At 47.6% G+C, this 14,056-nt stretch carries 15 protein-coding genes; 8 read left to right on the top strand and 7 right to left on the bottom strand.

Translation table 11 applies throughout. The annotated features are described in order from the left end of the window. Positions 1-31: 31 nt before the first annotated feature. On the bottom strand, positions 32-676 hold the full coding sequence (locus AC51G0_RS00920) for a TetR/AcrR family transcriptional regulator (RefSeq protein ID WP_496300308.1): 645 nt from the start codon (positions 674-676) through the stop codon (positions 32-34). Positions 677-789: 113 nt separating this feature from the next. Here AC51G0_RS00920 and rfaD point away from each other — a divergent pair, with 113 nt between their 5' ends. Genes rfaD through AC51G0_RS00895 form a run of 5 tightly spaced genes read left to right on the top strand, consistent with a single transcriptional unit; the run spans position 790 to position 5,356 of the window. Beyond that, a complete protein-coding gene (gene rfaD / locus AC51G0_RS00915) occupies positions 790-1,737 on the top strand; it encodes an ADP-glyceromanno-heptose 6-epimerase (RefSeq protein WP_496300307.1) in 948 nt (315 codons plus the stop codon). Positions 1,738-1,751: 14 nt separating this feature from the next. After that, a complete protein-coding gene (locus AC51G0_RS00910) occupies positions 1,752-2,444 on the top strand; it encodes an LpxL/LpxP family acyltransferase (protein ID WP_496300306.1) in 693 nt (230 codons plus the stop codon). Positions 2,445-2,452: 8 nt separating this feature from the next. Next, positions 2,453-3,688, top strand: coding sequence for an O-antigen ligase family protein (locus AC51G0_RS00905; RefSeq protein ID WP_496300305.1), 1,236 nt, complete (start codon positions 2,453-2,455; stop codon positions 3,686-3,688). Next, positions 3,669-4,499, top strand: a complete 831-nt coding sequence (locus tag AC51G0_RS00900; protein WP_496300304.1) for a glycosyltransferase family 2 protein — start codon at positions 3,669-3,671, stop codon at positions 4,497-4,499. Before AC51G0_RS00905 ends, AC51G0_RS00900 begins: the two co-directional genes overlap by 20 nt. 20 nt (positions 4,500-4,519) lie before the next feature. Continuing rightward, positions 4,520-5,356: a hypothetical protein gene (locus AC51G0_RS00895; protein WP_496300303.1), complete on the top strand. Its 837-nt coding sequence runs from the start codon at positions 4,520-4,522 to the stop codon at positions 5,354-5,356. Positions 5,357-5,441: 85 nt separating this feature from the next. Here the strand turns inward: AC51G0_RS00895 and AC51G0_RS00890 are convergent, their stop codons facing one another. After that, positions 5,442-6,548 carry a glycosyltransferase gene (locus AC51G0_RS00890; protein WP_496300302.1) on the bottom strand — a complete coding sequence of 369 codons (1,107 nt, stop codon included), beginning with the start codon at positions 6,546-6,548 and terminating at the stop codon, positions 5,442-5,444. 68 nt (positions 6,549-6,616) lie between these two features. Then, positions 6,617-7,696, bottom strand: coding sequence for a CDP-glycerol glycerophosphotransferase family protein (locus AC51G0_RS00885; RefSeq protein ID WP_496300301.1), 1,080 nt, complete (start codon positions 7,694-7,696; stop codon positions 6,617-6,619). A gap of 125 nt (positions 7,697-7,821) precedes the next feature. Here AC51G0_RS00885 and waaA point away from each other — a divergent pair, with 125 nt between their 5' ends. Continuing rightward, on the top strand, positions 7,822-9,108 hold the full coding sequence (waaA, locus tag AC51G0_RS00880; protein WP_496300300.1) for a lipid IV(A) 3-deoxy-D-manno-octulosonic acid transferase: 1,287 nt from the start codon (positions 7,822-7,824) through the stop codon (positions 9,106-9,108). Here the strand turns inward: waaA and AC51G0_RS00875 are convergent. Continuing rightward, positions 9,105-9,809 carry a 3-deoxy-D-manno-octulosonic acid kinase gene (locus AC51G0_RS00875; protein ID WP_496300299.1) on the bottom strand — a complete coding sequence of 235 codons (705 nt, stop codon included), beginning with the start codon at positions 9,807-9,809 and terminating at the stop codon, positions 9,105-9,107. The genes waaA and AC51G0_RS00875 overlap by 4 nt on opposite strands. Positions 9,810-9,901: 92 nt before the next feature. Between AC51G0_RS00875 and AC51G0_RS00870 the strand changes: the two genes are divergently transcribed. Both AC51G0_RS00870 and coaD read left to right on the top strand, forming a co-directional pair. Next, on the top strand, positions 9,902-10,939 hold the full coding sequence (locus tag AC51G0_RS00870) for a glycosyltransferase family 9 protein (protein ID WP_496300298.1): 1,038 nt from the start codon (positions 9,902-9,904) through the stop codon (positions 10,937-10,939). A gap of 42 nt (positions 10,940-10,981) precedes the next feature. Continuing rightward, positions 10,982-11,464, top strand: a complete 483-nt coding sequence (coaD, locus tag AC51G0_RS00865) for a pantetheine-phosphate adenylyltransferase (RefSeq protein WP_496300297.1) — start codon at positions 10,982-10,984, stop codon at positions 11,462-11,464. A 64-nt stretch (positions 11,465-11,528) separates the two neighbouring features. Here the strand turns inward: coaD and AC51G0_RS00860 are convergent, their stop codons facing one another. The 3 genes from AC51G0_RS00860 to AC51G0_RS00850 all read right to left on the bottom strand — a co-directional run bounded on the left by AC51G0_RS00860 (position 11,529) and on the right by AC51G0_RS00850 (position 14,003). Beyond that, positions 11,529-12,533, bottom strand: a complete 1,005-nt coding sequence (locus AC51G0_RS00860; RefSeq protein ID WP_496300296.1) for an NAD-dependent epimerase — start codon at positions 12,531-12,533, stop codon at positions 11,529-11,531. A 154-nt stretch (positions 12,534-12,687) separates the two neighbouring features. Continuing rightward, positions 12,688-13,500 carry a bifunctional DNA-formamidopyrimidine glycosylase/DNA-(apurinic or apyrimidinic site) lyase gene (gene mutM / locus AC51G0_RS00855; RefSeq protein ID WP_496300295.1) on the bottom strand — a complete coding sequence of 271 codons (813 nt, stop codon included), beginning with the start codon at positions 13,498-13,500 and terminating at the stop codon, positions 12,688-12,690. 20 nt (positions 13,501-13,520) lie between these two features. After that, positions 13,521-14,003 carry a hypothetical protein gene (locus tag AC51G0_RS00850; RefSeq protein ID WP_496300294.1) on the bottom strand — a complete coding sequence of 161 codons (483 nt, stop codon included), beginning with the start codon at positions 14,001-14,003 and terminating at the stop codon, positions 13,521-13,523. Positions 14,004-14,056 lie beyond the last annotated feature (53 nt).

Below are 14,056 nucleotides of genomic sequence, written 5' to 3'. Positions count from 1 at the left end.
CGGCAGCTTTTTAGCTGCCCGTAATAGTGCTCTAGGTATCTCGTGTTACCTGCTCACAGTAGTGCGATTCAAGCTGCAGAACCTGCTCTTTTCCTTTTTCCGTCGCCAGTGGGCGGACAATACTTAGCATCTGCAGTACCCCTTGATAAATAACGGCCTTGGTGATTTTTGCCCCTACGGCCTGGGTCGTCTGGTAGCAGATCCAGCTGGATGCCACCAGTTTCAGGGTATTGGCCAGGCTGAGCAGCTCGTCATCATCAAGATCAAGCAGCCCGCTGGCGCGAAAGCTGTTCATCATCCCCATAATGTTCTGGTGCAGCTCTTCCTGGGCGGCCAGGTATTTTTGCTGCAGTTCAGGATCCCGGCGCAAGATATCTGGCAGATTGGCGTAGAAAAAACGATAGCGCCACATCAGCATAAACACGGCATCGAGATAACCCAATAAATTATCAGCAGTTACATTCGATTCATCCTGAGGCTGAAAACGAATACTTAAATCCCGGGCGTATTCATCAAAAATACTGTGTATAATCTCTTCTTTATTACGAAAATGATAATACAGGTTGCCGGGGCTGATCCCCAGATGAGCGGCAATATGGTTCGTGGTTATGTTTGGCTCACCACTTTCGTTGAAAAGTTCCAGTGCTGCCTGAATAATTCTGTCGCGGGTCTTCATTTGCTTCTCACTTCCGTCGCCCGATGGCAATAGTGTAATGTTATCACAAAGAATATTTATAGCGGTGGCAGTTATGCGGCCGTTGTCCCAATGTATCGAAGACTGGAATAGCCATGATTATTGTAACTGGTGGCGCCGGCATGATCGGCAGCAACCTCGTAAAGGCTCTGAATGAGCAAGGCCGCAACGACATCCTGGTGGTTGATAACCTAAAAGACGGCACCAAGTTTGCCAACCTGGTTGATCTGGATATTGCCGATTACATGGATAAGGAAGACTTCATCACCCAGATCATGGCCGGTGACGAATTCGGCCCTATCGATGCTGTCTTCCATGAAGGTGCATGCTCGGCCACCACCGAGTGGGATGGCAAATACATGATGCTGAACAACTATGAGTACTCGAAAGAGCTGCTGCATTATTGTTTGGAGCGCCAGATCCCGTTCCTATACGCCTCTTCGGCAGCAACCTACGGCGGCCGCGATCATGACTTCATCGAAGAAAAGCAGTATGAAGGCGCGCTGAATGTGTACGGCTACTCCAAGCAGCAGTTCGACAACTATGTCCGCCGCCTGTGGCAAGATGCCGAAGAGCATGGCGAGACATTATCCCAAATCACTGGCTTTCGCTACTTCAACGTCTACGGCCCACGCGAGCAGCATAAAGGCAGCATGGCCTCGGTGGCTTTCCACCTCAACACCCAAATCAATAATGGCGATAACCCAAAGCTATTCGAAGGCTCCGATACCTTCAAGCGAGATTTTGTTTATGTTGGCGACGTCTGCCAGGTGAACTTGTGGTTCTGGCAAAACAGTGTCTCGGGTATTTTCAACTGCGGTACCGGTAATGCCGAATCGTTCCGTGAAGTGGCCAAGGCCGTGATCAAGCACCACGGTAAAGGTGAAGTGGAAGAGATCCCGTTCCCTGAGCACCTGAAAGGCCGCTATCAGGCGTTTACCCAGGCGGATCTGACCAAGGTCCGTGCGGCAGGGTACGACAAGCCGTTTAAGTCAGTGGCTGAGGGGGTAGCTGAATATATGGCAACCCTCAACAAGCAATAGTGAACACCCGCTAAATGAAAGACCATCTTGATCAACAAACCTACAATCCCCGGTTCCAATGGGGATTTTTGCATCCCAAATACTGGGGAACCTGGCTGGAGCAAAATACCGTAATCCGGGGCGAAGAACACCTTAAGGCCCAGGCAGAATCCGGAAGCAATACCATCCTGCTGGCCCCGCATACCTGGGCCATTGATGTCCCCGCGGTGCTGCTGACATCGCGCGGTCACCCTGTGATCGGTATGGCCAAGAAGCAAAAAAATTCGCTGACAGACTGGTTAATGCACCTGCAACGTGTACAATACGGCGGTCGAATTTTTGAGCGAAGCTGCGGGATCAAGCCTTATATCCGCTCGATCAAAGAAGGTTATCTGGGCTATTACCTGCCCGATGAGGACCTGGGGCCGGAGCACAGCGTGTTTGTCGATTTTTTTGCAACTACCAAAGCCACCATGTCGGGGCTGGCAAAGCTCAGCCGGGCCAAGGTTGTCCCGCTGATGGCACTCTATAACCTGGAAACAGGCCAGTATGAAATTGAAGTCAGACCACCGCTTGATCCTTTCCCGCTGGAGACAGAGGAACAAGATGCCCGCATGATGAATGCCTGCCTAGAGGACTTTATTCGCACAAGACCTGAGCAGTACATGTGGATTTTACGCTTATTGAAAACCCGCCCTAATGGCGGCAAAAATCCATATAAAATATAAGATTAGATATGCAAGATATGATTAAAAGAAACAAAGAATTAATAATTGAGTCAATAATACTACTACCATTGTTTTGGTGCTTTAGTGGGATGTTTGTATTCGCAAATGGTGACAAAATTCTTAATGTATTGATATTGCTTGCTCTAATTTTCCGACTTTCATTTGTCGGTTATAGGGATATCCTGAAAAACATAAGACAAAATAAGTTCTTATGGTTAATATCTTTGAATTTTGTGTTTGCTGTTGTAGCTTATTTTACTTATGGGATCTCTTCTAGCAGATTTAGAGTAATTAGTTTAGGCTTAATTTATCTATCTATTCTTCCTCATAGTTACTGGGATAGGTTTTCTTTTCGAAACTTAATCTGGCTTTTATCTGCCAGTACTATTCCATTTTTACTAATTCAATATTTTGACGGTAATTTATTTAATAGACACTGGACAATTAACCCTATAAGGGTTGGGATCGTTAGTGCATTTTTAATAAATGCGAATATCTATTTCGCTCTAGTTGAAAAAAACAAGACACTTAAGTTAGTCTCATTAGCTCTTGCAGCTACTGCACTATTCCCATTAATTCTGTCTGTTTCACGAGGCCCATGGTTGGCATTTGGTGTGGGATCTGTGATATTGCTTATTCGTGTTTTCAACCTAAAAATGTTGAACTCTAAGGTTGTCTTTTCTTCGATTCTGATTCTGTTATCTGTTGGGGTTATGCTAAAAAACCCAATCGAGAAACGTATTGAACGCACCGTATGGGAATTTCAACAAATTCAATCCGACAAGATGGACACCTCTATTGGATTACGTCTACAAATGTGGAAAGCTGGGGTTCAAATTATAAAATCTCACTGGTTACTTGGGGTCGGTGATACTGGGCAGGTAGAGATAAAGGAACAAATGATTAAGGAAAATACCTATAACCAAGAAGCTGCAAAGTTCAAGCATTTTCATAATCAGTGGATTAATGACTTAGCTAAATATGGAATATTTGGTATTGTGATTACTCTTCTATTGGTCATTTACCCCCTTTGCTCATCGAAAGGAGTAGAAAATAGGACATTAATTTGGGTGTTGATTAGTATTTACCTAACTTTAAGTTTAACTGATATGCCGTTTGAAAGATCACACCCATTTGTTTTTTATCTTTTCAGTATGTACTTGCTGCTCAGTGGAAATTTAGCTACAAAAACAACAAATAACATAAATAAAAGTGTGAATAGCGATGAAATTTATTGTCATTAGTGCTGTGTATAATATGTCAGAGCACCTTAAAAAGAACATTGACATATTAAAAGAACAAACTTACTCCAACTTTGAAGTGTATTTTGGTGACGATTTGTCTACGGATAACAGCTGCGAAGTAATTGAGGAAAATATCAGTTCAGATGAGCGATTTCATTTAATTCGCCATCCCCAAAAGCTCTATTCAATGGGAAACATTGCTGAAACAATAAAGCTGGCTGAGCCCAATGATGATGATGTTATTGTACTCATTGATGGGGATGATGCACTTGCTGATTCGAATGCTCTAGAATACCTTAAAAAAGTCTATGATGAGAAACAGTGTTGGATGACTTTTGGTTCTTACACTATTAATGGCAAGCTTGGTGCTAACTGCTCAGCGTACCCATTTATTATCCAAAAACTAAATCTATATCGATATGTTAAGTGGCGCGCCAATCACTTAAAAACGTTCAAATACTCGCTATGGAAAAAAGTTAACCCTGCGTCTTTAACCTTGACGGCTGAAGAAGTTAAAAAGACGCTTAATTTCTATTTGTACACTGGACGTATAAGGTCTTGGCTAGAGCTCAAAAAAATAAAACTTGAAGATTTAGTAACAGAAGATGGTCAATATGTTAGGCGCTGTAGTGATAAGTACTTAACCTCTCCGTTATTAGAAATGGCGGGAGAAAAAGCACATTTTGTGGATAAGGTTCTCTATCACTATTTAGGTCCCCAGGGACCGCATAACTTTGGCAGCAGTAGTAAAAAGTGGTCACAGAGATTCTTGCGTGAGGCAGTATCTTTAAAACCTCGATATAAAAAATAACAGGTAATTTCAGTTTATAAATGGACGATATGGCGATGGGAAATGAAGACCGAGTTGTTATTAGTAACTCATTAATAGAGTACGCTTTTTTTGACTATGACAAGCCAGTCGTTGTGTGTTTTAACCCTGCAGGAATGTTACTCACAAAAAAGCAAGTAAATGCTGGGGTGCATGCGTGGTGTTTTAAGTTTTTGGCTAAACAAAAGATTAATGTTGTGGCAATTAATACAATAAATGAAAACCATTGGTTTTTGTGTCCTGAGCTAAAAGAACACCTTCATAATATATCATTAATGCTGAAAAAATTTCCTGAAAGACTAGGTTATGGGGCAAGTATGGGTGCATATGGAATATCACACTTTTCTTCGCTGCTCAATATCGATCGAGCTTTGCTTTTTACTCCATTACTTCCACCAAACTCGGATAAAAAAAAGCACTTTAAGGATATTGAACTGACCCGGTTTACCATTATTTTTGATCCTTTTAATGCTGAAGATAAAGAGATAGCTTTACGTTATCCGGCTATAACACATTATTTACACTTTTATGGTGTAGGGCATCAAGTGATTGAATCTATTGCTAAAATAAAATATCTTAAGACGCTGTTCTTTGAATTTTATAGTAATAATATAAATCAAAGTGGGTTTTATCATCATCAGCGAAATAAACGGTCTCTATTACGCTATTTCAGTTATATGGATAGAAACCCAACCAAGAAAAATACATTTAAGCGTCAATTGATAGTCAAAAAGCACTACATCATGCATATGTTCAAAAACACTGATCAGATATACAACAAGGTATTAGGTAAGCTTTTAAAAAGCATAAGGAAGCGAACTAGAAAGTACTATAAATAACCGCTATAGATATTATTAACGTTGAATAACCAGAATAAATGGGGAACCTAGCAGTCCCCCAACTTTTGAATGAAAATACTGTAACTTATTCTAAATCTAGGAGCTCTTTGTAACATGTCAATGTGGCATCAACGCCTTGTTCTACATTAAATTTATCAATGACACGCTGCTTAGCCGCCGCACCAAATTGCTCACACAACAAGCGGTTATTGTAGAGTTTGAGTATCGCCTCCGCTAGTGCTTTAGCATCGCTAGGAGGAACAACGATTCCCGTTTCTCCATCGGCTACCAGTTCGGCATTGCCCCCAGTATCGGATACAATGGAAGGTATACCGTAAGAGTTAGCTTCCAACACCGCGCGACATAGTCCCTCTCTCTTGGTTGTTGGAAGTATGGTCAGATCTGAAGCCGCTGCGACTTCTGGTGCATCCTCACGGTAGCCTAAAGCGTGAATCTTTTCCGGTTTACCGCTACGAGCAATCATCTGTTGAATTTTTTCTGATTGAGGGTCTGCCCCCACAAGCAAAACATCAATATTCATATCATTTGGTAACAATGCCAGGGCTTCCATTAATATATGCAAACCTTTCCTTGGCCTGAGGTTTGCTACTAATGAAATTTTAAAGCTATCTTCATGTAATTCTAAAAAAGACAGATCTGCAGGTTGTTTTTGATACCATGATTGATCATGTCCTTTATATACTGTTACAACTTTATCTTTATTTCCCCAAACATGTTTTTTCAAATCATATTCAACAGCTTTTGCAACACAAATAATCTTATCCAACCTTGGACTCAGTAGTGTTAAATAGCTAAATGGATCTATTCTACTTATATTGCCTGTTTGCCCTCTATAAGCAACCACTTTAACATCTAGTCCTATCGCAGCTAAACAGCCATTAGAACAGGCAATATTATTATATAAGTGGATAATATCTACCTTATTTTCAATAATATACTTTCTAATTTTCAATATTGTAGATATGTTGATCTTCTTATCTAATGAGTCAGTAATAACATTAATACCTTCTTTTTCAAAGAATGGTATTAATGTTGAGTCAGGATTACACATCACTGTAACATCAATATCGCCAGAGTTATGAAAGCCAATAATCTGAGAGGCTTCAGGTCTAATCGGGTTAATATTTTTTCTGTTATGGTGTGTTATCGCTAGCACTTTGATTTTTTTCACTTACTCACTCCAAAGCATTATATAATGAAATATAAACTATCAGTATCTATTCGAAAGCAAGGCTTTCATCATTTCCAGTAGCCCATTTTTTTACGCATTTTAAACTGACGTAAAAGGTTTAGGGGTTTGCTTTTCAGCCCGGTCCGGCCTCTGTCGATCATGTTATCGGTTGCCTCAAGCACCCTGAGACTCGACGCCCCATCTGAGTAAGGATGAATAAGCTGGCAGTAGCGCTCAACCTCGTCCATCAATGCCGTCGGACGCTGCAACGCCTGTTCTAGGGCCCCTTCGACCTCTTCAACCTCGGTGATATTGATTAGGTGGTTGGCTGGTGACTGGTTACAGAAAGTCACTACCGGCTTGCGCTGCAGCAAAAACATCAGCAATACAGAAGAAGTGTCGCACAACATCACATCAGCCGCCTGCAACAGCGGCAGCACATTGTCTGTCTCGACAAAGCGGAGATTGTCACTCTGCAATCCCTTGTATTTATCTACAACTTCGGGAGCCATTTTCGGGTGGAACTGAACCAACCATCGCCACTTTCCTGTTGCTGCCAATGCTCTGATTTTCTCATAAAGGATCGGCGCGCATGTCAAGTTACGGGAAAACGTCGAGCACATCAGCACTGTAGGACGCTTATCATCTTGGCTTATGTATGGATTATCCTGCATCGGAATAAACAGCGGATCTAAAGCTGGCCAGCCGGTCTGGGCTACACGGAAGAAGCCGTGCTCTACCGCCAGCTGCTCAAAGGGCAGTGTGGTATCTGGCCCCTGGGTACAGTACATATCAAAACAGCCACGGATTTCAAAATGATCTTCCCGGCCACGGCGATTGCGCTTGCCTGAATTAAAGCCATGGAAGACGCCAACTTTTATTCCAGGAATAAAACTTGGCACCACATTGCCCGGAACAAAAACTGCGTCTGGGCACCAGGCCTTTACTTCTTCAACCGAATGCAATACTTGCTCGTCGGGATGTAAGAAAGCCGGGTTCACTTGCTTGCCTTCAAGAAACCAGCAAACCTCACCACCTTGCTGCAAAATCGCTTTCTGCAATGGCCGCAAGATGGCATAAGAATAATTCTGGGCGATATACATCAAATAACGTCTGCTATGCTGCCCCACTTGTACGACCCCCGTCATCAATAGTGCTCTTTGATGGCACATAGTCTAACTGAATCACGCTGAAGATTGTGAAATTTCCCAGCCTGTTCTCGATCGTATAACTCGTTATAATATGGCTATCCCCTAATGCTGAACGTCAAATTATGTTTATTCGCCTCCTGTACACCCTGCTGCTTGCACTGCTCTCGCCCCTTTTGCTGTACCCGCTCTACAAGAGCAAGCCCAACAAACCCAAGTTCGGCCCGCGCTGGAAAGAGCACTTCGGTTTTACCCCGCCGACGAGCGGAAAACATCCCGTGTGGATCCACGCGGTCTCTGTCGGCGAATCCATTGCCGCCATCCCGGTGATCAAGGCCCTGAAAGCACTAAACCCAGGCCAGGCTATCGTTGTAACCACGACGACCAGCACCGGCGCAGAGCAAATTGCCAAGCTCGGGGATCTGGTTGAGCATCGCTATATGCCAATCGATTTTGCCTGGTGTGTCCGCGGTTTTCTCAAGGCAGTCCGCCCCTCGGCAATGCTGATCATGGAAACTGAGCTATGGCCTAATACACTTGCCACTGTCCATCAATCCGGTGTGCCGGTGATGGTGATGAATGCCCGCTTGTCCGCCCGCTCTGCCGGCAACTACCACCGCTTCCAACCACTTTTCAATCTACTGGGCAGGCATCTCGACCACCTGCTCTGCCTGCACCAGGATGATGCAGACCGCTTCATAAGCCTCGGTATTCCGACCAGTCGCGTCACGGTCACCGGTTCAATCAAGTTTGATATCCAGATATCAAAGGAAGTGCGCGACAAGGCAGGCGCCCTGCGCCAACAGCTAGGTTCTCAACGTCCGGTCTGGGTGGCGGCCAGCACCCACAAGGGAGAGGATGAGCAGGTTCTGAAGGCTTTCGACCAAGTTCTGCAAGCCTTGCCTGACAGCCTGTTGATCCTGGTGCCACGCCACCCCGAGCGCTTCAATCAGGTAGAGCAGCTGTGTCTCGACAACGATTTCAGCTATGTCCGCCGCACACGCGGCAAAGCCGTTTCCACCGACACCCAGATCTACCTGGCCGACACCATGGGTGAGATGCTGATTTTCCAGGGCGCGGCGGACATCACCTTTATGGGCGGCAGCCTGCTCGGCGATACCGTCGGCGGCCACAACATGCTCGAGCCGGCCGCACTGGGCAAGCCGACCATTACCGGACCAAGCTATTACAATTTCGCCGATATCACCCAGCAGCTGACGGATGCCGGGGCGGTATGGGTCTGCGACGGGCCTGACTCGTTGGCTAAGATGCTTATCTCCCTCCTTGGTGATGATGAGCAGCAGCAGAAAATGGGGGCTGCAGCACAACAGGTCGTCAAACAAAACCAGGGAGCGGTCGACAAAACGCTGGCAACCCTCAATCAGCAGCTGGCTAACCAGGAAGCGCCCTAGGCTTTGCCGTAGCCTTCCAGCAAAGCCTGCCAGCATGGCTCGGTGAAACGGATCCCCCGCTTGCCCTGCTCCTTGATAAAGGAACGTTGCAGGCGGGACAGGTTGTTCACTTTCCAGGATTCGCCAGCCTGCTCATAACATTTATCAAAGTCAATCAGCCATACCTGCTGCCGGCTATCGAGCAGGATATTGTGGCTGTTGAGATCGGTATGACACACCTGAAGATCGTGCATCCTGCGCACCATGGCCCCGACGGCTTGCCAGATCGCTTCCGGCAGCTCTTCTTGTTGCAGGATCCCGACCAGATCACGGGCATCGGCAATCTTTTCTACCAGGATATCGGCCTGGTAAAGCAAGCCGTTACGGCTGGCCCGGGCAGCTACCGGTCGCGGCACCCGCACCCCGCCCCTCACCAGCTTGTCCAGCAGGGCGATCTCTTCGGCGCAGCGGGTCTTGTGCCAGCCGCTGAACCAGTATGAGTCTTCGACCAGCTTGCCGAATAGCCCGCCGCGGCGGTAGTGGCGCAGTGCCATATCCAGTTTTTCGCCACGGACAAACCAGGTTGTTCCTCTTCCCTGAGCTGAACCAATCACCCGCCCGGCCTGCTGCCAGTAATCAGGATCGAAGCAGGCTTCAGGCTGCTCGGGCAATAATTCAGGATCGAACCAGATACGCTGGTTGCCGGATAGGATTTCTTGCACGCTAATACTCCAGGCTGGATTTGACAGAGTATTTTACAATCACTTACCTGAACTGCATAATTCCATCTTCAAATCATTACTGGGTATAAGCAATGGCGCTCTTTTCTTCTCCGCCAAAATCATTATGTATTCTTCGGCTATCTGCCATCGGTGATGTCTGCCACGCCATTGCCGTTGTCCAGGCTATTCAAAAACATTGGCCGCAAACCGAAATCACTTGGATCACAGGGAAAATAGAGGCCCAGCTGGTTGGCAATCTTCCCGGCATCAAAGTCGTCATATTCGACAAGAAAGCCGGCTTGGCCGGCATGCGCGCTGTCTGGTCAGCCTTGAAAGGACAACGCTTCGATGCCCTGCTGCACATGCAGGCCGCACTGCGAGCCAGCGTCCTGTCACTGGGGATCAAGGCCAAGTATCGGATCGGCTTTAGCCGCAGCCGCACCAAAGAAGGGCAGTGGCTGTTTACCAACAAGCACCTGCCGAATACCAATGCCTTCCATGTGCTGGATAACTTTGCCGATTTCGCCAGATACCTCGGCGTGCCCTTTGAACGCCCCGAGTGGCATATTCCATTGTCAGATCAGGATATCAGCTTTGCCAAGCAATATACCGAAGGCACCCCCACCCTCGTGATCTCTCCGGCTGCCAGCAAGGATGAACGTAACTGGCTGACCGAGCGCTATGCAGAGCTTGCCGATTATGCCACCGACAAGGGGATGAAGGTGATCCTCTGCGGCTCCCCGGCCCCGCGCGAAATCGAACTCGGCAAAGCGATTGAAGGCCTGTGCCAGCACCCGGTCACTAACCTGATCGGCCAGACCAGCCTGAAACAGCTGACCGCCCTGCTGGGCCAGGCCAACGTGGTACTGGCTCCGGATACCGGGCCAGCCCACCTAGCCACCACCCAGGGTACCCCGGTGATCGGCCTGTACGCCCACAGTAACCCGAAAAGAACCGGACCGTATAACAGCCTTGACTATGTCGCGAGTGTCTACAGCCAGCATGCCGAGCAACAGTACGGCAAACCGATTGGCGAACTGGCTTGGGGAACCCGTGTCAAAGGCACTGATATCATGAAAGATATTGACGTCGACAGGGTTAAATCTACACTCGATATGCTTATAGCCTAAATTCGGTCAAGCTCAAAAACATCACTATTATTGGTATTAATTATGACAACCCGTGTAATCTATCCCGGCACTTTTGATCCCATCACCAACGGCCACCTTGACCTCATCGAGCGCGCCGCGGCCATGTTCGACCATGTCGTCGTGGGTATTGCATACAGCCCGAGCAAGAAGCCGCTGTTTGACCTGGAGGAACGGGTAGAACTGGCCAGAGCCATCACCAAGCATCTTGATAATGTTGAGATAGTGGGCTTTTCAGGGCTGCTTGTCGATTTTGCCAAGGAATACCAGGCCAATATCCTGGTACGGGGCTTGCGTGCGGTCTCGGATTTTGAATATGAGTTTCAGCTGGCCAACATGAACCGCCGCCTGATGCCGGAGCTGGAAACCGTCTTCCTGACCCCGGCAGAAGAAAACTCGTTTATCTCTTCGACTATCGTCAAGGAAGTCGCGCTGCACAAAGGCGATGTCAGCCAGTTTGTCGACCCGTATGTGACAGAGGCCCTGGTCAAAAAACTTCATGGCTGATAACGGTACGAAAGGCAAAAAAAGGAGGCTGATGCCTCCTTTTTTCATCCGTAGTGATAAACAGTTAACACTGATAAAACTCACGGTACCAGTCGACAAAGGCTTTTACCCCTTCCTTCACTTTCACTGCAGGCTTGTAACCCGTAACCTCGAATAAGTCTTGGGTATCGGCGTAGGTTGCATAGACATCGCCCGGTTGCATCGGCATGAAGTTCTTCTTCGCCTCAATACCCAGCGCCTCTTCCATCGCCTCGATAAACCCCATCAGCTTGACCGGGCTGCCATGGCCGATGTTGTACACCCGGTAAGGTGCCGAGCTGGTTGCCGGCGTGCCGGCTTCAACGCTCCAGTCTGCCGTTTTCTCTGGGATCACATTCTGGATACGGATGATACCTTCGACAATATCGTCAATATAGGTAAAGTCACGGCGCATATCGCCATTGTTGTAGACATCAATTTGCTCGCCATCAACAATCTTTTTGGTGAACTTGAACAGCGCCATGTCAGGACGTCCCCACGGACCGTAAACGGTAAAGAAGCGCAGACCGGTAGTCGGCACGCCGTACAAGTGGGAATAGGTATGGGCCATCAGCTCATTGGACTTTTTCGTCGCCGCATACAGGGAGATCGGATGGTCGACACTGTCGGCGGTATCAAACGGCATTTTCTGGTTCAGGCCGTATACCGAACTCGAAGAGGCATATACCAGGTGCTGGATGTTGTGGTGGCGACAGCCTTCCAGTATCGTCAGGTGCCCCACCAGGTTACTGTCGGCATAGGCCATCGGATTATCAATGGAGTAACGCACCCCTGCCTGGGCTGCTAGGTGGATCACCCGGTCAAACTGCTGCTCCGCAAACAGGGCAGCAATGCCCTCCCTATCGGCCAGATCCAGCTTGATAAAAGTGAATGCCGGATGGGCAATCCGCTCCAGACGAGCCTGCTTAAGGGCGACATCATAATAATCATTCAGATTATCGATACCAATAACTTCATGGCCCTGTGCGCACAACCGCTCGGTGACTGCACTGCCAATAAAACCGGCCGCACCGGTAACAAGATATTTCATAATACGCTTACAACCCCAGCCAATGTGCCACCTCAGGCCCACAGCAAATGATTCAAAAACGGCAGGATCATATCACTCCGCCAGTGGTGGCGATATACGCCAGCAGCAAAAAGACCATCAATGATCCTGAATCCCGGGTTAAGCAATACTAACCCTAGGTCTGACAGGTGCTGCAGTACACCGTCGCCCGCTGGCCGATTTTCATCTCGCTCAGTGTCGTATCGCAGCGCGGACACGGCTCGCCGCCCTTGCCATAGACCAGCAGCTCCTGGGCAAAATAACCCGGCTTGCCGTCGGCATTTTTAAAATCTTTCAAGGTCGTACCGCCTTGCTCAATGGCAAAGGCCAGCACCGCTTTGATTTCAGCCACCAAAAGCGTCATGCGTTGCCGAGATATATTGCCTGCCGCCCTTTTGGGATGGATCCCTGCGCTAAACAAGGATTCGTTGGCGTAGATATTCCCCACACCGACCACAACCTGGTTATCCATAATAAACTGCTTGATTGCCGTTCGCTTTCCCTGGGCCTTTTCAATCAAGTAATCGGCGGTAAAGACATCACTTAACGGCTCAGGCCCTAGCTTGCTCAGTACCGTATGATCTTCCCCCAATGGCTGCTGCCACAGCCAGGCACCAAATCGTCGCGGATCGTTATAACGCAGCACTTCCCCGCTGGAGAGTACCAAATCAACATGATCATGCTTTTCTGGCGTCACCGAAGCCGGCAAAATACGCAGGCTACCTGACATACCAAGGTGGACAATGGCATAGCCAATATCGGTTTCAAGCAACAGGTATTTTGCCCGCCGGCTGACCTTGCGGATCACCTGCCCTTCAATTTGCCTGATCTCTTCTGGCACTGGCCAGCGTAACTTAGGATTGCGGATAATTATTTCGGCCACCCTGTGGCCAACGATATGGGGGGAGATCCCCATTCTGCTGACTTCCACTTCGGGTAATTCAGGCATGGTTCAATTCCGTAATAAAATCAGTTTGGAAATAGATAAGACTCATCGACTGTAACCGCCAGCCAAACGCCCTGCCAGCTTCTCAGCAGCCAAAATTGCGGTAACTGATACACAGTCACCCGTATCGGCTCTTCAGCAGACTGTAGCCATACCTCAACCGTTCTCGGTGCGTTCAACTGCGGCTTCAACTGGGCTATCATTGCTTCATCGACGACAGTGCCGGCAATGGACTGCCAGTGTTCGACAATCTTCTGGGGTGCCCCTTCTATCTGAGGATCGGCAACCCACTGGTTTCCTTGAAGCATCAGCACATTCTGCGGCAGGACTAAGCGTGAAACAGCGGCCTGCTCCGGCAACAGTGACTGCAGGGCCGGGGGCGGTGCTACACCATCCGGTTCAAGCCGTGCTCTGATCAAATCTGGAAACTGAATGACGGCAATAAATAGGACAACGGCAATAATAATGACATTGTTCCAGCCACGCCGTGACAACTTGATCCCCATGATTCTCCCTTTGCTCCCAAACCCCTATCTCTCTATGAATCATAACACCAAAG

This window comes from Photobacterium sp. HL06 (genome assembly GCF_059552575.1).
Note: the sequence above shows the minus strand (reverse complement) of the source record. Positions and strands in the feature narration are given on the sequence as shown.